Genomic DNA, 20,599 nt, shown 5'->3' on the forward strand with positions numbered 1-20,599 from the left:
AGTTGGACCCAGACGACCTCCTGACCGGCCTCGATCCCGAGCAGCGAGAGGTCGCCGTGTCGGTGCGCGGGCCCGTGTGCGTGCTGGCGGGCGCCGGTACCGGCAAGACCCGCGCGATCACCCACCGGGTCGCGTATGCCGTGCTCAGCGGCGCGGTGGACGCGCAGAGCGTGCTCGCTGTGACGTTCACCACTCGCGCGGCGGGCGAGCTGCGGCAGCGGCTGCGCGGGCTCGGCGCCCCCGGCGTACAGGCCCGTACCTTCCACGCCGCCGCGCTGCGCCAGCTCACCTACTTCTGGCCGAAGGTGATCGGCGGCGAGACGCCCCGCGTGATCGAGTCCAAGCTCCCCCTGCTGGTCGACGCCTGCCGCCTGGTACGGCGCGGCCCCGACCGGGCCGAACTGCGCGACATCGCCGCCGAGATCGAATGGGCCAAGGTCACCCAGACCGGGCCGGAGGACTACGCCGAGGCGGCGGCGAAGGCGGGCCGCGCCGCCCCCGTCCCGGTCGCGGACGTCGTGCGCCTGTACGAGGCCTACGAGCGGCTGCGCCGCGAGCGGCACCTGGTCGACTTCGAGACGATCCTGGAGCTCATGGCCGCCGTGATGGTCGAGCACCCGGAGGTGGCCGGGCAGATCCGCAAGCAGTACCGGTACTTCGTCGTCGACGAGTACCAGGACGTCAACCCGCTGCAGAAGATGCTGCTCGACACCTGGCTCGGCGGGCGCGACGACCTGTGCGTGGTCGGCGACCCGAACCAGACCATCTACTCCTTCACCGGGGCGACCCCGCACTATCTCACCAACTTCGCCGTCGAGCACCCGTCGGCCACGGTGATCCGGCTGGTCCGCGACTACCGGTCCACGCCGCAGGTGGTGACCCTCGCCAACCGGGTGATGTCGTCGGCCCGCACGCCCAACCGGCTGCGGCTGGTCGCCCAACGGCCCGACGGCCCCGAGCCGGTCTTCACCGAGTACGACGACGAGCCGGCCGAGGCCGAGGGCGTGGCGCGGGCCGTCGGCAAGCTGATCTCCGAGGGGGTGCCGCCGCGCGAGATCGCCGTGCTGTTCCGGGTGAACGCCCAGTCGGAGACGTACGAGCGGGCGCTCGGCGACGTCGGCGTGCCGTACGTGCTGCGCGGGGTCGAGCGGTTCTTCGAGCGCCCGGAGGTACGGCAGGCCGTGGTGCTGCTGCGCGGCGCGGCGCGGTCGGCGTCGGCGGGCGATCCGCTCGTCCCCGCGGTGCGCGACATCCTGTCCGGCGTCGGCCTCACCGCCGAGCCGCCCGGCGGGGGGAAGGCCCGCGAGCGCTGGGAGTCGCTCAAGGCCCTCGCCGCCCTCGCCGAGCAGTACGCCGAGCAGCACGACGAGACCGGGGGCGATCAGGCCGGTCTGCCCGGTTTCGTCGCCGAGCTTGAGCGGCGGGCCTCCGAGCAGCACGCGCCCGCCGTCGAGGGCGTGACCCTCGCCTCGCTGCACGCCGCCAAGGGCCTGGAGTGGGACGCGGTCTTCCTCGTCGGCCTCACCGACGGCATGCTGCCGATCGTCTACGCCCAGACGCCGGACCAGGTGGAGGAGGAGCGCCGCCTGCTGTACGTCGGCATCACCCGGGCCCGCGAGCACCTGCGCCTGTCGTGGGCGCTGGCACGTTCCCCCGGGGGCCGCCGGGTCCGCCGCCCGTCCCGCTTCCTCGACGGCCTCGTCTCCGGCTCCCGGTCGGAACCCCGCACCGGCCCCTGGAACGACTGGAACGCCGAGGGGGAGTCCCGCGCCCCCCGGCGGCGTCGCCCCGTCGCCGTGCCCGTCACCTGCCGGGTGTGCGGCAAGACCCTCGCCGCCGCCCGCGAGCAGAAGCTGGGCCGCTGCGCCGGCTGCCCCGCCGCCTTCGATGAGGACCTGCTCGACCGCCTCAAGGCGTGGCGGGCCGCGGAGGCCGCGCGGGCCAAGGTGCCGACGTTCGTCGTCTTCACCGACGTCACGCTGCAGGCCATCGCCGAGCGCGCCCCGGAGACCGACCAGGAGCTGCTCGCCATCTCCGGCATCGGTAAGGTCAAACTCGACAGGTACGGCGAGGCCGTGCTGACCATCTGCCGGGGTGGGGAGGTGCGGTGAACGAGGCGCTGAAGGAAGTGCTCGACCTGCTGGACCTGGAGCAGATCGAGCTGGACATCTACCGCGGGCGCAGCCCGGCGGAGCGGATCCAGCGGGTGTTCGGCGGCCAGGTGGCCGCGCAGGCGCTGGTGGCGGCGGGCCGTACGGTGCCGGAGGGGCGGCAGGTGCACTCGCTGCACGCCTACTTCATCCGGCCGGGCGACCCGAGCGTGCCGATCGTCTACAACGTGGACCGCACGCGGGACGGGCGCTCCTTCACCACCCGGCGGATCACCGCGATCCAGCACGGCAAGGCGATCTTCACGATGTCGGCGTCGTTCCACATTCCCGAGGGCGGCCCCGGGCACCAGGCGTCGGTCATGCCCGAGGTGCCCCCGGCCGAGTCGCTGCCGACGTACGCCGAGCGGATGAGGAACGCGGCCGGCGACGATCCGGGCATGCGCGAATGGCTGGCCAGGCCCCGGCCGGTGGACTTCCGCTACGCCACGCCGCTGACGTGGGAGGCGCACGCCGACCCGCAGTTGCGCAACGCCTCGACCCGGGTGTGGTTCCGCTACGACGCCGACCTGCCCGACGACCCGCTGCTGCACATCGTGCTCGCCGCCTACGCCTCCGACTTCACCCTCGTGGACACCGTGCTGCTGGCGCGGGGCCTGGCGTGGGGCGCGTCGAGGGTCACCGCCGCCTCGCTCGACCACGCCATGTGGTTCCACCGGCCCTTGCGCGTGGACGACTGGGTGCTGTACGCGCAGGAGGCGCCCTGGTCGGGCGCGGCCCGCGGGCTGGCCCGGGGGGAGATGTTCACCGCCTCCGGAGAACTCGCGGTGTCGGTGGTGCAGGAGTGCTTGATTCGCGAGGCGAACGGGTAAAACTGCAGGTAGAAAATATGTTGCCCCATCGGCCCGACCCGGTTTAGGGTCTAGGTCAAGTCAGTCGGACCATTCCGTCCCTCTCTGTCCTGAGAAATGAGGTGAGTCCCCGGTGAGGACGATCACTCTCCTGTCCGCCACGCCGTGGCTCGCCTCAGCGTGCCCGACGATCGCCGCCAAGGCCGTCGTCGTGCCGTCGGTTGACGCTTGGGGCAAACTGTCCGGTTCCGCTGCCGCCGAACTCGTGCCTGCCCAGGCTGCCTTGGGCCGGTCGGCCGTGCGGGACCGTGGCGAGAGCGGCTTCGGCGCTGCCCGACCGATGTACGCCCACGACCAGCTGACCCAGCTCATCCCCAATGGGGGAGAGGTGCGTGGTCTGCTTCCCTGGAGAGAACCGGTTACGACCTGACCGGCCAACCGCCTCCAGGGCCGCGGATCCGCACCAGGATCCGCGGCCTTCTTGTTGTCGGCAGCAGATCCAGATGAAGAGGTACCCAACAAGATCAACCAGAACGACCAGAGAGGTGACGCAGATGGCGGCATCGATCATGGACCTGATCGACGAAGCCGAGATCCCCTGCCGTACCGACCCGGACCTGTGGTTCGCCGAGTCCCCGGAGGACGTGGAGTTCGCCAAGGCGCTCTGCGGTGGCTGCCCGATCCAGAAGGGCTGCCTGGCCCGCGCTCTGGAGCGTGAGGAGCCCTGGGGTGTCTGGGGCGGCGAGTTGATCATCCGCGGCGCGATCGTGCCCCGCAAGCGGCCGCGTGGCCGTCCGCGGAAGAACCCGGTCGCGGCCTGACCACTATCCGCCTCGAATCTATCCGCCTCGAATCCCAGCCCCGCACTCACAGATAGGACGAGTTACAGTGACCAACTTCTCATTCCGGAGCGCTGAAATGCCGTTGTTCAGCCAAGACCTCGCTTATGACCGAATACATACCCTCCGTCGCGAGGCGGAGGCCGAGCGTATCGCCCGCCGAGTAAGGAGCGTGCAGAAGGCACGCCGGCGGGTCGAGCGCGCGACCGAGCGCCTCCGTTACGCCCTCGCCCGGATCTGACGACCCACTGGCGTAACGAGACAACCAACGAGACAAGCGAAAAGACAGGGGGCGGATCCTCACCAGGATCCGCCCCCTTCACGCACCTGAACACCCCCCGGCGATCAGCCGCTGAGGGCGAGCGCGACGTCCTCCTCCGGGTCGTCGTCGGCGAAGCCCGGCACCCAGCGGATGACCTCGTCGCGGAACCGGGCGGTCGTGCCGAGCTGGCACAGCACGCCCACCCCGGCCGCGTGCACGCGGTTGATCAGGACGTACGACGGGGGCAGGTTGAGCTGGCGGACGATGTTGTTGGGGCGGAAGTCGGCGACGCTGGCGGCCTGGCGCTGCAGCCACTCGCGGCTGAAGGTGAACTCCTCGACCTGGGTGGGCTCGACATAGGGGGCGAGGAACGCGCGCAGGGCGTCCACGTCCACGTTGATGTGCGGGCGGATGAACCCCTCCTCGCGCAGCCCGCGAACGACGGTGTCCATGTCGCCCTGGTTGAAGATGCGGAGCAGCGCGCCGAACACCTTGGGATACCCCTCCGGCAGGCGGTTGACCGCGCCGAAGTCGAGCACGCCCATGCGCCCGTCGGGCAGCATCCGGAAGTTGCCCGGGTGCGGGTCGGCGTGCAGCATGCCCGCGCGCGACGGCGAGCTGAACAGGAACCGGGTGAACAGCAGCCCGGCGCGATCCCGCTCCGCCTTGCTCCCCTCGGCGATGATCTTCGAGAGCGGCAGGCCGTCCATCCATTCGCTGACCAGCACCTGCTCGTTCGCCGCCACCACGTCCGGGACGTAGAAGTCCGGATCGTTGTGGTATTCGAGCGCGAACGTGTGCTGCGCCTCGGCCTCGCGCAGGTAGTCAAGCTCCTCGGCGACCCGCTCGCGCAGCTCGGCCAGCACCGCCTTGGTGTCGAGCCCCGGCAGCAGCACGCCGAACAGCTTGCCGAGCCTGGCGAGCTGCTTGAAGTCGGCCATCAGCGCCTTGCCCGCGCCGGGGTACTGGATCTTCACCGCGACCTGCCGGCCGTCCCGCCAGACCGCCCGGTGCACCTGGCCGATCGACGCCGCGGCCGTCGGGTGCTCGTCGAACTCCCGGAACATATCCCGCCAGCCGTCGCCGAGCTGCTCGCTCAGCACGCGCTGCACGGTCGCCGTCGGCAGCGGCGGAGCGGCGTCCTGCAGCTTCGTCAGGGTGGCCCGGTACGGCCCGGCGATCTCCGAGGGCAACGCCGCCTCGAAGATCGACAGCGCCTGCCCGAGCTTCATCGCGCCGCCCTTCAGCTCCCCGAGAACCTTGAAGATCTGCTCGGAGGTACGCTGCTGAATCTCCTCGGCGACGAGCTCGGCGGGCCGGCCGCCGATGCGTTTCCCGAGGCCCAGGGCGGTACGACCGGCAAATCCAAGGGGAAGGGCGGCGAGTTTCGCCGAACGCGTGAACGCTAGCCGGGGAAGGTCGCCCACCGTGTATTCACGGCCGCGCTCGTTGCTTGGCTCGCTCAGCTCGCTGCCGGTTACATCGGCTTCAACGGCTTGATCGGGTTCGACGGGTTCGTTGAGTCGCCCGCCACGTCCGTCAGTTCGCTCGCTTCGCTCGCTCACGCGACCATTCTCCGCGAACCTCTCTCGTTTCGACAGCACTCACAGTGGGGGTGTGGATTCCAGGACCGCCGTCGCCAACGCCAATCGGGAAGGACGTCAAACGAGGCACCGATCACGCGGCTCTCGCGACCGTCGGCGAAAGCAAGCGCATGTCCCGAAGTATAGGCGGCCACCAGCGCGGACAACACCGTCCCGCAGGCGATCTCACCTGCGGGAAAACCGCCGGCCGACGCGGTCACCAGCGGCCAGCCCGGGTCCCGGTCCCGCCGCACGAGATCGAGACATGCCAGACACGCCGTACGGCCCGGCACCACGAGCGGCCCCACCGTGCCGACCCCCTCGGACGCCGCCGCCAGCAGATGCGGGACGCCCAGTTCGGTCAGCTCGCGCGCGAGCACCGCGTCCAGCGGCTCCACCGGGGCGAGCACCACCAGATCGGGCCGCCGCGCGCCGTCACCCAACTGCGCGGCCTCGCGCCCCGACCAGGCGTTGACACCGGGCGCGACGCGCCGGGCGAGCTCGACCGCGCCCTCGTCGCGCCGCCCGCCCACCTGCTCCCACCCCAGACCGCCGGGCGCCAGGTCGCGCCGCCGGGCCGTGCCCGGATCGACCACGCACAGGTGCCCGACGCCCGCGGCGGCGAGCAGCGTGACGACCTGGGTGCCGACCCGCCCCGCGCCGTACACCCGGATATGGGCCGACCTGCGGCGCCGCATCACGCCCTGCCCGCCGTCGGCCGTGCCGCGCAGGAGGGAGATCTCGTCGAGGTCGGGCGCGAGCCGATCGCGCTCGGCGAGGGACAGACCGCTGATCGCGTCGGGACGGATCGAGGCGTCGTCGAGCGCGCCGCAGCGCGCGAGCAGGCCGACCAGCTCATGCACGTCGGCCTCGCTCAGCCCGTGCCGCCGCGCCCGCTCCACGACGTCGCGCATGGTGGCCGTGCCGTCCAGCCCATCGATCACCTCCCGCACGGTGGGCTCGACGTCGGCGAGCACGACCGCGCGCAGCGGATGGACGCCGAACTGGAGGGTGCGCCCGCCGCGATTCACGCGGCGCAGCGCCGGTTTGACTCGTGGCCTCATGGACCCGTGACCCTGCCACACCTCCGCACGGCCCGAAGCCGCCCCCGCACGGGCTGTGGATAACCCTCGGCGCTCCGGCCTCCCCGACGTCCGTGACGGCCCTCGCCTGTGGATAACACCGGTGATCGCCGGAACGGGACCGTCCGAGCGTGGCAGGCGTCTCGCCCGGAAAATCCAGTGTGATTTACGTCACACTCCTGGCGGGAGAATGCACGCCACTCGGACACCTCGGCCCCCATGACTGCACGGCATTCCCCGTAGTGGGCGCGGTGAAGGCGTAAGTTCGCGCCGTCGTCGTCCAACATCGCTTATATAGGGATTGACCAGCGAAAACGTGATCTCCCCCCTGTGGAATTCCGCCGGACTGGGCTACCGTTCGTATGTGCCCCCCGAGACAGTCGAGGTTCGACGGAGCGCACGGCGCCGACGGACCGTATCCGCGTATCGCGATGGCGACAAGACCATCGTGCTGCTCCCGGCCGGGTTGAGCAGGACCGACGAGGAACAATGGGTGCGCCGTATGCTCGATCGGCTGGCGGCCAAGGAGCAGCGAAGACGCCCCACCGACGACGATCTGCTGGAACGGGCGAAGGACCTCTCCGCCCGCTACCTCGACGGCAAGGCGATCCCCCAGAGCGTGCGCTGGGTGGAGAACCAGCAGCACCGCTGGGGCTCCTGCACCCCCGACCAGGGCACCATCCGCATCTCCACGCGGATTCGCGGAATGCCCGCCTGGGTCGTCGATTACGTCCTCATGCACGAGCTCGTGCACCTGCTCGTGCCCAGTCACGGCCCTCGCTTCTGGACGCTGGTCGAACGTTACCCCAGAGCCGAACGCGCGCGAGGCTTCTTGGAGGGATTTTCCATGGCGGCCAGCGCCGCCGCGGAGGAGTGCTGACCCGAGGCCGACGACCGACCGTACCGCGCCGATCTCAGCCGATCTCAGCCGACCTCGGCCGATCTCGGCCGACCCCAGCCGACCTAACCGTGCGGGTCGCGCACCGTTAGTCTCGCATCGTGCCGTCCTCAGACAGTATGCCGCCCCGCCCTCCGCAGCCGCACACCGCCCCCACCCGGCGTGTCGTGGGCGTGCTTATCACCCCCGGCATCGCCGGCGCCGCGCCGCCCGGCGTGGACCCGGGGGAGTTCCTCATCGCGGTCGCCGAGGACACCTACGAGGTCGCGGCCGGGCTCGATCTCGTCCGGCCCGTCATCCTGCACACCGGCGTCGCAGGCGTGGAGGACATCGCCTGGCCGGGCACCCCCGTGATCGCCCTGCCCCCGGCGACCCCCGTCCTGCCCCACGCCTTCGCCGCGCTGGAGCCGTACGGGGAGGCGGGCGTCGTGATCTCCGGCGACGCCCCCGATCTGCCACCCCTGCTGATCGGCAAGCTCTTCCGCGAGCTGGGCCGCGCCCCCGTGGCCGTCTGCCCGTCCGAGGACGGCTCCGCCGTCGCGATCGCCGCGAGCCTCCCCCTGCTCTCCTGGGCGACCGCCGACCTGGACGACGACGACGTCGTCAAACGACTGCGCGCGCTCGCCCCGGGCCGCCGCATGGTCGCCACCGGTCCCGGCTGGCACCGCCTGCGCGCCCCCGTCGACATCCACAGGCTGGACCCGGGCCTGGAAGGCTGGGAGAACACCCGGGCCCTCCTGGAGGCCTGACGCCGATTCCGCCGATCCCGCCGACCCCAGCCGGCCGGTCGCCCGTCAGTTCCCGCCCGGCAGCCGCAGCTCCGCGAAGATCGCCCGATGGTCGGTGCGCGGCAGGGTGTGGACCTCGTAGGAGGTCACCGCCAACCGCTGGTCGGCGAGCACATGGTCGATCGTGATCAGCGGCGGCACCCGCTTGTTCGCCGGCCACGTCGGAATCAGCCCCTTGCCGGTCACGTCGCCCGCGTCGACGTACCCGCGCTCGACCACCTTGCGGAGCTCCCCGTGGTCCAGGCTCGCGTTGAAGTCCCCCACCAGGACCCGGTACGGCCCGCTGGACATCGCCGACGGCAGGTTGCGCAGCCCGTCGGTCCACGCCGTCACCTGCCGCCCGAGCGGCGGATACGTGTGCACGTCCACGATCTGCACCTGCGCGCCGCCCGGCAGCGTCATGCTCGCGGCCGGCATGTTGTGCCCGATCACCCGGAACAGGCCGGGTATCTCGGTCAGCGGATACCGCGCGTACAGCCCGCTGCCCCTCGCGCTGTACTCGTCCTGCAGGATGCGATAGGGCATCAGTTCCTTCAGCCCCGCGTCATCGAGCTCCAGCACCGCGGAGGGCGTCAGCTCCTGGGTGCTCACCACGTCCGGCCGCAGCCTGCGCACCAGCTCCACCACCGCGTCCGCGTCGGCGTGCCCGAACAGCAGGTTGGTGCTGAGCACCCGCAGCGTCGGCCCGTCCGCCGCGGCCTGGGCCGACGGCGCCACCCGGGGCAGCACGCCCACCGCGAACGCCGCCGTGGTCGCCACCGCCACCGCCAGCACACCCCGCCTGCGCGACAGCACCGCCAGCAGCAGGGCCCCGAGCGACCCCGCCGCCGCGTACGGCGTCGCCGTCATGATCTGCGTGAAGAACGACCCGCGCTCCAGCCCGGCCACCCGGGCCGTCGCCCACGCCGCGAACGGGGCGACCACGATCCACGCGAGTTTCCCGGAAACCCGCCGCCGCCTCCGCTTCGCAGCGACGATCACCCCGCCGACGGCAGCCTGCGATGTCGTGATGTCCACCCTGTCCCGCTCCACTCCCCGGCCCACCCCAACCCGGTCAGACTTTACCGAGGCTGCTATAAAGCCCACGCAAGGACCGAGCCCGCCGGGCCAGCCTGCGGGTCGCCTCGTCGGACGGCTCGGGGATCTCGTCCACCGGGAACCAGCGCAGGTCCAGCGACTCGTCGCTGATCACCGCCTCCGCGCCGGGCGGCGCGAACGCGCCGTACTCCAGGTCGAGATGCCAGCTGTGCGGCGGGTGACACCACACCCGGTGACGGTCGAGCGCCAGCGGCCCCGGCAACAGCCACAGCCCGGAGATGCCGGACTCCTCCGTCGCCTCCCGCAGCGCCACCTCCGCCACCGTCGCGTCCCCGCGCTCGCAGTGCCCGCCCATCGGCAGCCACATGCCCGCCTTCGGATGCAGCGTCAGCAGCACGCGCTCGCCGTCGTGGGACAGCACGGCCGTGGTGGCGGTGAGATGACCGGGCGCGCACTCGCGCCACATCCCGTCCTCGTGCGCGCGAAGGTGCCGCAGGAACTCCGCCCGCAGCTCCTCCTCCGCCGGCGTCGGCGCCACCCAGGCGTCGAGCACCGCCAGCGCGTCGCCCCGCAGGTCCGGCAGGTCCGGCGTCGCGGGCGTCACGCCGAGGGGGCGGCGTCGCCGCCGCCGGAGGACCCGCCCTGGTCGTCGTCGAGTGCGGAGATGTCCAGATCGGCGTCGCCCGCCACGAAGCCCATCGGGTCGTCGAGATCGTCCGCCGTCGGCATCAGGTCCGGGTGACCCCACACCGCGTCGCGGCCCTCGATGCCCCGGTCGGCCTTGAGCGCCTGCCACAGCGAGGCCGCCTCCCGCAGCCGCCGCGGGCGCAGTTCGAGCCCGACCAGCGTGGCGAAGGTCCGCTCCGCCGGGCCGCCGGTGGCGCGCCGCCGCCGTACCAGCTCCGACAGCGCCGCCGCCGCGGGCAGCTTGCCGGTGGCGGCGTCGTCCACGACGGTGCTCACCCAGCCCTCGACGAGCGCGAGCAGCGCCTCAAGACGCACCAGCGCGGCCTTCTGCTGCTCGGTCTCCTGCGGCTTGATCAGCGCGCCGCCGTTGAGCGCCTCCTGGAGCGACTCGGGATTGGTGATGTCGAGATTGCCGAGCTGCTGCTCCAGCGCGGACACGTCGATCACGATGCCCCGGGCGTACTCCTCGACCGCGCCGTACAGCCGCGAGCGCAGCCAGGGCACGTGGTGGAAGAGCCGCTGGTGCGCCGCCTCGCGCAGCGCCAGGTAGAGCCGGATCTCCTCGGCGGGCGTGTCCAGGCCCTGGCTGAACTTGGCGACGCCGCCGGGCAGCAGGGCGGCGTTGTCCGACAGCGGCAGCCCGATGTCGGAGGAGCCCACCACCTCGCCGGCGAGCGTGCCGAGCGCCTGGCCGATCTGGCTGCCGACCATCATGCCGCTCATCTGCTTGAGCATGCCCATCAGCGGCCCGGCCATCGCCTTGGCCTCCTCGGGCAGGCCCGCCGAGCCGATCGTGCCGCCCATCGTCTCGACCATGCGCGCCGCGACCGGATCGCACAGCTGCTTCCACACCGGTACGGTCTTCTCGATCCACTCCGACCGGCTCCACGCCTCGGGCGCGTTCACGCCGCTGGGCAGCGTGGTCACCTCGTTGAGCCAAAGGTCGGCAAGCTGGAGCGCGTCGACGATCTGGCGTCGTTCGCCCTCCATTACGCTGGGATCGCCTTCGGCCGCGACCGCGTGACGGGCGATGTTCTTGGCCATGTCCCAGTTGACCGGCCCGGAGGCGGGAGCTGACAGCATGTCGGCGAACTGCCGCATGGCCGCCGCCATCTGCTCCCGGTCGCCGAACATGGCGAACGGATTGTCGTTGGGGTCGTTTTCGCGACCTGGCAGGTCAGTCACCGCGCTACCTCGTGCAGGATGGAGGAGTCCACACCCGCCACGTTAGTCGCCGTACGCCGGATCAGTGTAAAGCGAGGACCTCGTGCCCACCTCGAAACGCCATCGCCGCCCGGTCGTCGCCGTGACGGGCGCGGCCACCGGACTCGGCCGGGCGTTCCTCGCCCGGGTGGCCTCTTCTGCGGATTTCCGCCGTGTCGTGGCGATCGACGATCACCGTGGGGACGTGTCGGAGGTGACCTGGCGCGTCCTCGACATCCGCGATCCGCTCTTGGCGAACCGCATCTCCGACGTCGACGTCATGGTGCACCTGGGCGGCGACTTCGCCCTCGACTCCGACCCCGCCGAGCGCCGCGCCTACAACCGGCGCGCCGCCGAGACCGTGCTCACCGCGTGCGCCGCCGCCCGCGTGCGCCGCGCCGTGCTGGTCACCAGCGCGATGGTGTACGGCGCGGCCCCCGACAACCCGGTCCCGCTGCCGGAGGACTCGCCCGTGGCCGCCGAGCCCGACTCCGGCATCGTCGGCGACCATCTGGAGGTCGAGGCCCTGGCCCGCCGCTCGCTGCGCAGCCACCAGGGCCTGGAGGTGACCGTGCTGCGCCCGGCGGCCGTCGTCGGCCCCGGCGTGGACACGGTGATCACCCGGCATTTCGAGTCGCCCCGGCTGCTCACCGTCAAGGGGTGCTCGCAGCGCTGGCAGTTCTGTCACGTGGACGACCTGGTGTCGGCGCTGGAACTGGCCGCGCTCGGCGTGGTCTCCGGGGTCGTCGCGGTCGGCGGCGACGGCTGGCTGGAGGTGGAGCAGGTCGAGGAGATCTCCGGCCTGCGCCGCTTCGAGTTGCCGCCCGGGCTCACCTTCGGTACGGCGGAGCGGCTGCACCGCCTCGGCATCACCCCCGTGCCCGCCACCGACCTGCACTACACCGTCTACCCCTGGGTCATCGACTGCGCCACGCTGCGCGCCGCCGGGTGGAAGCCGAGCTGGTCGAACGAGGCGGCGCTGCGGCAGCTCATCGACCTGCGCGAGGGCAGGCACGCGGTGGTGGGCCGCCGGGTGTCCGGCAAGGACGCCACCCTCACCGCCGCCACCGCCGCCGGCGCCACCGCCGCGCTCATCGGCACCGCCGCGATCGTCGCCAGGGCCCGGCGCAAGCGCCGTACCTGAGCGCCCCGGGACCGGTCTGCGGTGGCATGATCCGGCATGACCCGGCGGAACCCGGGCTGACCCCCCGGAACCAACCTGGACCAACGCACAGGGGCGCGGAGTAGGCTGCACCCGTGGACGTCATCCGGTTGCTTGGCATTCGCGACACGCCGCTGTCCGTGGACGAGGTGGTCGCCGCCGTGTCCGACCACGCCGCCGGCGGCACGACCCTGTTCATCGGCACCGTGCGGCAGGAGGATCACGGCAAGCCGGTCGCGCGCCTGTCGTACGAGGCGCACCCGAGCGCGGAGGACGAGCTGCGCAGGGTCGCCGAGAAGGTGGCCGCCGATTTCCCGATCACCGCGCTCGCCGCCGTGCATCGCGTCGGCGACCTGGGCCTGGGCGACATCGCGGTCATCGTCGCCGTGGCCGCGCCACACCGCGGCGAGGCGTTCGATGCCTCCCGGCGGCTCATCGACGACCTCAAGGCCGAGGTGCCGATCTGGAAGCACCAGGTCTTCACGGACGGCACCGCCGAGTGGGTCGGCGCCTGTGAGACCCCGTAGCGTCGGCTCGCCGCGTCGCCGGCACTGACGTCGGCCATATGCGATCAGCGCATAGAGTTCCCTCATGTCCCGACGCGCACTGACCTTGATGGTGGCGGGCCTGCTGACGCTCATCCTCGGGGCGATCGGCACCTGGATGCCCGTGCCGTACGTCGTGCTCAGCCCCGGGCCGACCGAGAACACGCTGGGCGAGGTCCAGGGCAAGCCGGTGATCAGCATCGAGGGACGCCAGACCTACCCCACCTCGGGCGAGCTCAGCCTGGTGACCGTGGCCTACCAGGGCGGCCCCGGCAGCAGGATCGACCTGCTCACCGCGCTGCGCGGCTGGGTGGATCCGACCACGGCCGTGGTGCCGGAAGAGACGATCTTCCCCAAGAGCACCAGCGTGGACCAGGTGGAGAAGCAGAACACCCAGGAGATGATCGGCTCCCAGCAGCTCGCCACGGCCGCCGCGCTGAACGAGCTGAAGATCCCGATCCGGACCGTGATCGCGGTGCAGGGCACCGAGCCGGGCTCGCCCGCGCACGGCAAGCTGCTGCCGGGCGATGAGATTCTCACCGTGGACGGCGGGGCGGTCACCACCACCGACCAGATCGCGGCGGCGGTGCAGCGGCACGAGCCGGGGCAGCAGGTGCGCTTCGTCGTCGAGCGCAACGGCAAGCAGATGCCGGTGAACCTCAAGGTGATCGCGGCGGGCGACGGCAAGGTCATGGTCGGGGTGGTGATGGGCCCCCGGTTCAAGTTCCCGTTCAAGGTGAACATCACCGTCGGCGACGTGGGCGGGCCCAGCGCGGGCCTGATGTTCTCGCTCGGCATCTACGACAAGCTCACACCGGGGCCGCTCACCGGCGGCAAGATGATCGCCGGCACCGGCACCATCGACGAGCACGGCAGGGTGGGCCCGATCGGCGGCATCCAGCAGAAGATGGTGGGCGCCCGCAACAGCGGGGCGACGATCTTCCTCACGCCGAAGGACAACTGCGCCGAGGCGGTCAAGGCCGTCCCGGACGGCCTGCGCCTGGTACGGGTCGAGACGATGCACGAGGCCCTCGACGCGATCGCCGCCCTGAACAGCGGCGCGAAGGACGCGGCGGACAAGGTGCCCACCTGCTCCTCGGTCCCGCTGAACTGAGCACCCGCGAAACCCCGTTGAACCACGGCGGCGGCGGTGCCGTCAGAACCGTGACGGTACTCGATCAACGCACGGGACCACTCCGCGAATGCACGTAACATTCACCGTATATCTGAAAACGGAAGGTAATCCGGGAACCACGGCTGCCGGTCAGCCGTTGGGGAGCGTGAATGGTGCTCCCGATCCCGGCCGGCGGGCGCGCCCGAGCGGTGGAGCGCACCCCCCAGTCCGCCGGTGTAGGTTGCCACTCACGGACCGTTGCTCTGAGACAAGGGGTGGGCGTTGAGCTTCCGGACCCCCGGAGCCGGCCGGGCGATGCGCTTGCCCCGCCGGCCGAGACTGCTGCTTCCCGTCCTGATCGCCCTGGTGGCGATCGTGGTCGCGTTCTTCATCTTCACCGGCGTCTACACCGACTACCTGTGGTTCGAGTCGGTGAACTACACCACCGTGTTCTCCACGGTGGTGTGGACCCAGGTGCTGCTCTTCGTGCTCGGCGCGCTGCTCATGGCGGGCATCGTCGGCGGGAACATGTGGCTGGCGCACCGGGTGCGGCCGATGTTCGGCATCGGCATGTTCGGCAACGCCACGGGCGCCGACCGCTACCGGATGGCGGTCGACCCGCACCGCAAGGTCATCTTCCTGATCGGCATGGGCATCCTCGGCCTGTTCGCCGGATCCTCGACCTCCGGCCAGTGGCGCACCTGGCTGCTCTTCTTCAACGGCACGCCCTTCAAGCAGAAAGACCCGCAGTTCGGCCTGGACGTGTCGTTCTTCATGTTCACCTATCCGTTCATCCGGATGCTGCTGAACTTCCTGTTCACCGCCGCGATCCTGTCGATCATCGCGGCGGCGATCGTGCACTACCTCTACGGCGGCTTCCGCATCCAGCAGCCCGGCGGGGTGCACGCCTCCCGCGCCGCCCGAGCCCACCTGTCGGCCCTGCTCGGCGTCTTCGTCCTGCTCAAGGCCGTCGCCTACTGGGTGGACCGGTACGGCCTGGCCTTCTCCGACCGCGGCTTCGTACACGGCCCGTCCTACACCGACGTCAACGCGGTGCTGCCGGCCAAGACGATCCTGGCGATCATCGCGCTGCTGTGCGCGGCCCTGTTCTTCGCCGGCGTGGTACGGCCCGGCGGCATGCTCCCCGGCGTCTCGCTCGGCCTGCTCGTGCTGTCGGCCGTGCTGATCGGCGGCGTCTACCCGGCCCTGGTCGAGCAGTTCCAGGTCAGGCCGAACCAGCAGGCCAAGGAGGCCCCGTACATCCAGCGCAACATCGAATCGACCCGAGCGGCGTACAGCGTCAAAGACGCCCAGGTCGAGGAGTACAGCGCGGCGACCAACACCCAGCAGGCCACCCAGCCGCAGGAGGAGAACGACACCATCCCGGGCGTACGCCTGCTCGACCCGGCCCTGATCTCCTCCAGCTACCAGCGCTGGCAGGGCTTCCGCGACTACTACCAGTTCCCGCCGCAGCTCGACATCGACCGCTACACCATCAACGGCGTCGAAACCGACACCGTCGTCGCGGTCCGCGAGGTGAAGGCCACGGAGACGAACAACTGGATCAACCGTCACCTGGTCTACACCCACGGCTACGGCGTGGTCGCGGCCCCCGGCAACAAGGTCGCCGAGGGCAACCCCGACTTCGTCGAGGAGAACATCCCGCCGACGAACGCGCTCGGCAAGTACGAGCCGCGCATCTACTTCGGCGAGAACTCCCCCGATTACTCGGTGGTCGGCGGCAGCAAGATCGAACTCGACTACGTCGACGACAAGAACCACCAGGTGAGCACCCAGTACACCGGCAAGGGCGGCGTCCCGGTCGGCTCGTTCTTCAACCGCCTGCTCTACGCCGCCAAGTACGGCGAGCCGAACTTCATCCTCTCGGGCGCGATCAACTCGAACTCGAAGATCCTCTACATCCGCGACCCGCGCGACCGCGTCCAGCAGGTGGCCCCGTTCCTCACCCTGGACGGCGACCCCTACCCGGCGGTCGTCGGCGGCCGGGTGCTGTGGATCGTCGACGGCTACACCACCTCCAACGAGTACCCGTACTCGCAGAGCAACAGCCTGCGCGACATGACCCGGGACACCTCCACCGAGGCGCACCGGGTGGTCGGCCAGCCCGCGGACCAGATCAACTACATCCGCAACTCGGTGAAGGCCACGGTCGACGCCTACGACGGCACCGTCCGCCTGTACGCATGGGACGACCAGGACCCGCTGCTGAAGACCTGGCAGAAGGCGTTCGGCGGCAGCATCATCGAGCCCCGCTCCGCGATCAGCCCGGAGCTGAAGGCGCACTTGCGCTACCCGACCGACCTGTTCAAGGTCCAGCGCGAGATCCTGTCGAAGTACCACGTCACCGAGGCGCAGGCGTTCTTCAGCAACACCAACGTGTGGAACGTCCCGGACGACCCGAACGCCAAGGGCATCCGCCAGCCCCCGTACTACGTGACGCTGCGCATGCCCGGCACGCAAACGCCCACCTTCTCGCTCACCAGCACCTTCACCAAGGGTGAGGCCCAGCTCGCGGCGTTCATGGCGGTCGAGGCGACCACCGGCGACGCCAACGCCCGCATCCGCATCCTGCAACTCCCGGCCGGAACCCCCATCCAGGGCCCGGTCCAGGTGCAGACGAACTTCAAGGCCGCGGTCGCCAACGACCCGACGTTCCAGCGAAGCGGCTCCACCGAGCCCATCTTCGGCAACCTGCTCACCCTCCCCTACCGAGGCGGCCTGCTCTACGTCCAGCCGATCTACGTCCAGGTCAAGGACGCGGTGAAGCAGTACCCCGTCCTCACCCGCGTCATGGTGATGTTCGGCAGCGGCCAGGTCGGCAACGGCGCAACCCTCGAAGAGGCGCTCCAACAGGTCTTCGGCGAGGGACAGCAAGAGCGCCCCCAGACCGAAAACCAGCCCAACACCTCAACCGAGCAGACGGCGGTCTCCAGCGCCGCCGACAAGGTCAAGAAGGCCTACGAGGACGCACAGGCCGCCTTCAAGGCCGGCGACTGGACCAAGTACGGCGAGGCCCAAAAGGCCCTCGCCGAGGCGATCGCCGAGATGGAGGCCGCGGTCAAGGGCCAAAACGCCCCCGCCTCGCCCTCGGCATCACCGTCCGCGTCCCCGTCCGGTTCCCCGTCACCCACACCGTCGACAACCCCGACGACGAGCACCTCACCCACGTCCACACCGATATCAGGCGCTTGACCCGGCGACGGCCTGACCCGACCGCCCGAACGGCCCCACGCACTCCCCGGAGGCGTGGGGCCGTCCCACGACCGCCACGATCACCGCCGCCCCCAATTGATTTGCCTCCCGCACCGCAAGCCGGATAACCTTGAGACATCGCCGCGGGGTGGAGCAGTTCGGTAGCTCGCTGGGCTCATAACCCAGAGGTCGCAGGTTCAAATCCTGCCCCCGCTACCAAGAGGAAGGCCCGGACTCCCCAGACGGAGCCCGGGCCTTCGATCACTCCACAGCCCCAAGGCCACCCCCCTATTCGTCGATCTCGACAGGCGATTGCCCGCCCCCCATGATCTTCGCGGTCTTCTCGGCTCCGTTGAGCCTCCAGAACACCAGGAGGTACCCGAAAAAGCCGACCGCGAGCCCGATGGCGTACAGACCGAACAGCCCCGCCTCATCGAACAGCCCGACCACGGCCGCCCCGCCAATGGCGCCAAGCACGGTGGCGATGTCAGACAACGCCACCGCCTCCGCCCGCCGCGCCAGCGTCCGATAGATGATCCACCCGACGACGATCCCAAAGCAGACCGCCCCCACCGCAGCCGTGTTCATGGTTCACCTTCCGATCCATAGCGTGGGTTGCGCCCTCAGGATGGCCGTCGCAAGGTGAGATCCATCCAGCAGGGCGGCGCGTTGACCAGGCCGCCGATGTTCCCCTTGCGAAGCAGGTCGATCCGGGCGCGATGTAGCGCGGTGCCGACGGACATGGCCGGAATGGCGACCGGCGAAACTCGGTGTACCCATCATGGGGGAGTTGCCCTCCACAACGGGGTGAAAGACCGTTTCTCCAGTACGTACCGCCAGCGAGCCGTTCGTAGTTCGAGGCCGTCCCTTGACAAGGTGAGGCGATCCGCCTCGCGGTAGGCGGGTCATCGCGAGCGCGCGCTCGGGCCGCTGGCCGGACACATCGCGGCTCGGGCTTCCGTCTCGGCGGCGTCTCCCCGTACCCGGTCGCATGGCCGTGGTCGAAGTAACCCCCGACACCAGGTAAACTTGAACTACACGACCGACGCGGGGTGGAGCAGCTCGGTAGCTCGCTGGGCTCATAACCCAGAGGTCGCAGGTTCAAATCCTGCCCCCGCTACTAAGAAGCACCAGGTCAGAGGCCCGGACTCCGGAGATGGAGTCCGGGCTTTTGATCATTGTCAACGGACCCGCCGACCTTCTCATGGCCGCCGTCAGTTGTCATTCCGCATGCCTGGCACGTCACCCCGGGCTGTGTGGCAATGAAAGGCCCAATATGCTCCTTGTCGCACGGCCCCTTCAGAGCCCTTACCGCAAATCGGCGATTGTCACGGGCGTCCGAGACCCACAGGTAAATAACAAACGCGTGCCCGAGACCGAGGATGACCACGGTTGCAACGTCCAGCAGGGAATACATTGATGCCAACTCTCCAGGTCAGAAGTCGTGATGATTACCGCTGCCCGGCGGCGGCCACAGGAAGAGAAGCACAATCGCCACCACAATCACCAAAAGGACTGAGCCCAAGGCAATGATGGTGGCGGACATGGGCACTCCTAAGCCTGAAGGGCCTTCGCCCTCCCCGGACGAGGTAGCTCTGCGGGTTCTTGTGGAATGGAGGTGAAACCGCAGGAAGGGGCGAAGACATTGGAGTCACCTCCCCACGGGGTTTTCCCACGGCTACAGCACTCGGTAAGGCCTGGTGTGCTGAAATCCACCGCCGTGGGGAGGGACGTCTGCAGCGGCTAGAACCAGCCTCGTGCGGGCTTGGCGGGCGGGCCGGGGTGACGGTGCTTCCCCTCCACTACCTCGTCCACGAACCTGCTCCATGTCCGCTCGTCGATGATGAGCCCGGGGCTGTCAAGGGGGGCGTCTCCGATGTCGATGACGACTGCTTCCCCTCGCCGCTTCGGGCTGAAATCGCCCCCGGCGACCTTCAGAAGGAATGAATTCCAGTCCGACAGGCTAACCCTTATGGATGCTCTCGGGTTCGCATCGTCCCTCAGCATCACCCAGGTCGACCGGGGGTAACGGCTAGATTTCAGCACGACTCCCCCTATCCCGCGCGGTTGATAACCGCAGCGACATCCTTGGCCATCGCGACCAGCTCCGCGCCCCTCTTGTTGGACTCGATGCCGTCGGGCTCATCCGTGGAGGTATTCGTGCCCATCCCCCAGACACTCCACTGTCCGTCGCTCAATGGCCCGATCTGAAAGGGACGGTTCCTCACCGGTTCGACGGCGCCGACAAGACGCGGCGGCTCGCTCTCTTCTGCCGACCCGGCGGACTGCGCGATTCCCATCGCATTGGCCTCCCTCACATGACCTTGCTGATTGGTAAGACCTAGAGTGCCCATGCTCGACTACGATCGGTAGGGGATTGACCTACACGATTGCACTCCTTTTACTGTGTAGGCGTGTAGAGGAACGTGTAGCTGCGTGGAACGGGGACAGATATGGAAAAGCTGCCCAACCCCGAAGATTCCGCCCGTGCTCGTCTGGCCTGGGAGATCATCAAGCACAGGAAGGATCGCGGACTCTCCCAGGGGGGTTTAGCCAAGCTGCTCCAATGTAGCCCTTCCAAGATCAGCGCGATGGAGCTTATGAATCGAGGGGTGGACGATCAGACGGCGGCCGACCTAGACCGGGCCTTCGGCCTAGACGGCTACTTCCTTGAGTTGGCTCGTGCCGTCCGGTTCGATGCGGTAACGCCTCCTCATTACAGGGACTTCAGAGCAGCGGAGGAGAAGGCCGACGAGGTGCACACATGGGACCCGCTTCTGATCCCCGGCTTGTTCCAAACCCAGGCGTACGCTCGTCACGTCTTCGAGGATGAGCCAGGGATCACTTCGGAAGAGGTTGAGAAGAGGGTCCAGGCCCGAATGCGGAGGCAGAGCCTACTGACCGGGCCCAATCCGCCGCTGATCACCAGCTTGATCGACGAGGGTGTACTCCACCGGCCGTTAGGAGGCGCGGCCGTGATGCGTGAGCAGCTAGAACGACTCCTAGACCTCGCGAACATTCCGGGGATCACCATCCAAGTTGTCCCTTACGAGTCATGGTCCGCTGTGGGGTGTCTGGGCGCTTTTTCGGTGGCGCTAACTCGTATGCGTGCTACTACCGTGTACGTGGAGTGTCGCCGGATCTTGAAAGCTGACCCCCTGGGGTACTTTGAAAGTTAACCCCCCTCCGAGATCTTGGAGGGTGCTGAAAGTGGAGGACTGGGCCG

At 69.6% G+C, this 20,599-nt stretch carries 18 protein-coding genes and 2 tRNA genes; 13 read left to right on the forward strand and 7 right to left on the reverse strand.

Annotation, left to right across the window (positions count from 1 at the left end; translation table 11 throughout):
* Nucleotides 1–2 precede the first annotated feature (2 nt).
* From AB0K60_RS22965 to AB0K60_RS22980, 4 genes are all read left to right on the forward strand, one after another.
* Nucleotides 3–2,111: an ATP-dependent DNA helicase UvrD2 gene (locus AB0K60_RS22965; RefSeq protein ID WP_364058387.1), complete on the forward strand. Its 2,109-nt coding sequence runs from the start codon at nucleotides 3–5 to the stop codon at nucleotides 2,109–2,111.
* Nucleotides 2,108–2,980, forward strand: a complete 873-nt coding sequence (locus AB0K60_RS22970; protein ID WP_364058390.1) for an acyl-CoA thioesterase II — start codon at nucleotides 2,108–2,110, stop codon at nucleotides 2,978–2,980. Before AB0K60_RS22965 ends, AB0K60_RS22970 begins: the two co-directional genes overlap by 4 nt.
* A gap of 112 nt (nucleotides 2,981–3,092) precedes the next feature.
* Nucleotides 3,093–3,389 carry a hypothetical protein gene (locus tag AB0K60_RS22975; protein WP_364058393.1) on the forward strand — a complete coding sequence of 99 codons (297 nt, stop codon included), beginning with the start codon at nucleotides 3,093–3,095 and terminating at the stop codon, nucleotides 3,387–3,389.
* 124 nt (nucleotides 3,390–3,513) lie between these two features.
* On the forward strand, nucleotides 3,514–3,780 hold the full coding sequence (locus tag AB0K60_RS22980) for a WhiB family transcriptional regulator (RefSeq protein WP_364058396.1): 267 nt from the start codon (nucleotides 3,514–3,516) through the stop codon (nucleotides 3,778–3,780).
* A gap of 363 nt (nucleotides 3,781–4,143) precedes the next feature.
* Here the strand turns inward: AB0K60_RS22980 and AB0K60_RS22985 are convergent, their stop codons facing one another.
* On the reverse strand, nucleotides 4,144–5,487 hold the full coding sequence (locus tag AB0K60_RS22985; RefSeq protein ID WP_364058468.1) for an AarF/UbiB family protein: 1,344 nt from the start codon (nucleotides 5,485–5,487) through the stop codon (nucleotides 4,144–4,146).
* A 134-nt stretch (nucleotides 5,488–5,621) separates the two neighbouring features.
* The gene (locus AB0K60_RS22990; RefSeq protein WP_364058399.1) at nucleotides 5,622–6,707 is read right to left on the reverse strand and encodes a ThiF family adenylyltransferase; all 1,086 of its coding nucleotides are present in this window, start codon (nucleotides 6,705–6,707) and stop codon (nucleotides 5,622–5,624) included.
* Nucleotides 6,708–7,089: 382 nt separating this feature from the next.
* On the opposite strand from AB0K60_RS22990, the gene AB0K60_RS22995 reads away from it, so the two are divergent.
* Both AB0K60_RS22995 and AB0K60_RS23000 read left to right on the forward strand, forming a co-directional pair.
* On the forward strand, nucleotides 7,090–7,605 hold the full coding sequence (locus tag AB0K60_RS22995; RefSeq protein ID WP_364058402.1) for a M48 family metallopeptidase: 516 nt from the start codon (nucleotides 7,090–7,092) through the stop codon (nucleotides 7,603–7,605).
* Between the two features lie 185 nt (nucleotides 7,606–7,790).
* A complete protein-coding gene (locus AB0K60_RS23000; protein ID WP_364058405.1) occupies nucleotides 7,791–8,372 on the forward strand; it encodes a hypothetical protein in 582 nt (193 codons plus the stop codon).
* A gap of 45 nt (nucleotides 8,373–8,417) precedes the next feature.
* Here the strand turns inward: AB0K60_RS23000 and AB0K60_RS23005 are convergent, their stop codons facing one another.
* From AB0K60_RS23005 to AB0K60_RS23015, 3 genes are read right to left on the reverse strand one after another with little or no spacing between them, the layout of a single operon-like run.
* Nucleotides 8,418–9,428 carry an endonuclease/exonuclease/phosphatase family protein gene (locus AB0K60_RS23005; protein ID WP_364058408.1) on the reverse strand — a complete coding sequence of 337 codons (1,011 nt, stop codon included), beginning with the start codon at nucleotides 9,426–9,428 and terminating at the stop codon, nucleotides 8,418–8,420.
* A 37-nt stretch (nucleotides 9,429–9,465) separates the two neighbouring features.
* Nucleotides 9,466–10,053, reverse strand: coding sequence for an NUDIX hydrolase (locus AB0K60_RS23010; protein ID WP_364058411.1), 588 nt, complete (start codon nucleotides 10,051–10,053; stop codon nucleotides 9,466–9,468).
* On the reverse strand, nucleotides 10,050–11,321 hold the full coding sequence (locus AB0K60_RS23015) for a zinc-dependent metalloprotease (RefSeq protein WP_364058414.1): 1,272 nt from the start codon (nucleotides 11,319–11,321) through the stop codon (nucleotides 10,050–10,052). Before AB0K60_RS23015 ends, AB0K60_RS23010 begins: the two co-directional genes overlap by 4 nt.
* 82 nt (nucleotides 11,322–11,403) lie before the next feature.
* Between AB0K60_RS23015 and AB0K60_RS23020 the strand changes: the two genes are divergently transcribed.
* From AB0K60_RS23020 to AB0K60_RS23040, 5 genes are all read left to right on the forward strand, one after another.
* Complete coding sequence (locus AB0K60_RS23020) at nucleotides 11,404–12,483, forward strand: NAD-dependent epimerase/dehydratase family protein (RefSeq protein ID WP_364058417.1); 1,080 nt, start codon at nucleotides 11,404–11,406, stop codon at nucleotides 12,481–12,483.
* Between the two features lie 113 nt (nucleotides 12,484–12,596).
* Nucleotides 12,597–13,028, forward strand: coding sequence for a molybdenum cofactor biosynthesis protein MoaE (locus AB0K60_RS23025; RefSeq protein ID WP_364058420.1), 432 nt, complete (start codon nucleotides 12,597–12,599; stop codon nucleotides 13,026–13,028).
* Nucleotides 13,029–13,092: 64 nt separating this feature from the next.
* Complete coding sequence (locus tag AB0K60_RS23030; protein ID WP_364058423.1) at nucleotides 13,093–14,160, forward strand: PDZ domain-containing protein; 1,068 nt, start codon at nucleotides 13,093–13,095, stop codon at nucleotides 14,158–14,160.
* A 315-nt stretch (nucleotides 14,161–14,475) separates the two neighbouring features.
* Nucleotides 14,476–17,373 (forward strand): UPF0182 family protein, encoded by a 2,898-nt coding sequence (locus AB0K60_RS23035; RefSeq protein WP_364058426.1) that lies wholly within the window; start codon nucleotides 14,476–14,478, stop codon nucleotides 17,371–17,373.
* A 142-nt stretch (nucleotides 17,374–17,515) separates the two neighbouring features.
* Nucleotides 17,516–17,592 (forward strand) — tRNA-Met (locus AB0K60_RS23040).
* A 69-nt stretch (nucleotides 17,593–17,661) separates the two neighbouring features.
* On the opposite strand, the gene AB0K60_RS23045 is transcribed toward AB0K60_RS23040, so the two are convergent.
* Entirely contained in the window at nucleotides 17,662–17,961 is a 300-nt protein-coding gene (locus tag AB0K60_RS23045) for a hypothetical protein (protein ID WP_364058429.1), read from the reverse strand.
* A gap of 458 nt (nucleotides 17,962–18,419) precedes the next feature.
* Here AB0K60_RS23045 and AB0K60_RS23050 point away from each other — a divergent pair.
* Nucleotides 18,420–18,493: transfer RNA gene (locus AB0K60_RS23050), tRNA-Met, on the forward strand.
* Nucleotides 18,494–19,427: 934 nt separating this feature from the next.
* Here AB0K60_RS23050 and AB0K60_RS23055 read toward each other — a convergent pair.
* Entirely contained in the window at nucleotides 19,428–19,673 is a 246-nt protein-coding gene (locus tag AB0K60_RS23055; RefSeq protein ID WP_364058432.1) for a hypothetical protein, read from the reverse strand.
* A gap of 153 nt (nucleotides 19,674–19,826) precedes the next feature.
* Here AB0K60_RS23055 and AB0K60_RS23060 point away from each other — a divergent pair, with 153 nt between their 5' ends.
* Nucleotides 19,827–20,552 carry a helix-turn-helix transcriptional regulator gene (locus AB0K60_RS23060; protein ID WP_364058435.1) on the forward strand — a complete coding sequence of 242 codons (726 nt, stop codon included), beginning with the start codon at nucleotides 19,827–19,829 and terminating at the stop codon, nucleotides 20,550–20,552.
* The last annotated feature ends 47 nt before the right edge of the window (nucleotides 20,553–20,599 follow it).

It is taken from the genome of Thermopolyspora sp. NPDC052614 (assembly GCF_040678635.1).
GTDB lineage: Bacteria > Actinomycetota > Actinomycetes > Streptosporangiales > Streptosporangiaceae > Thermopolyspora.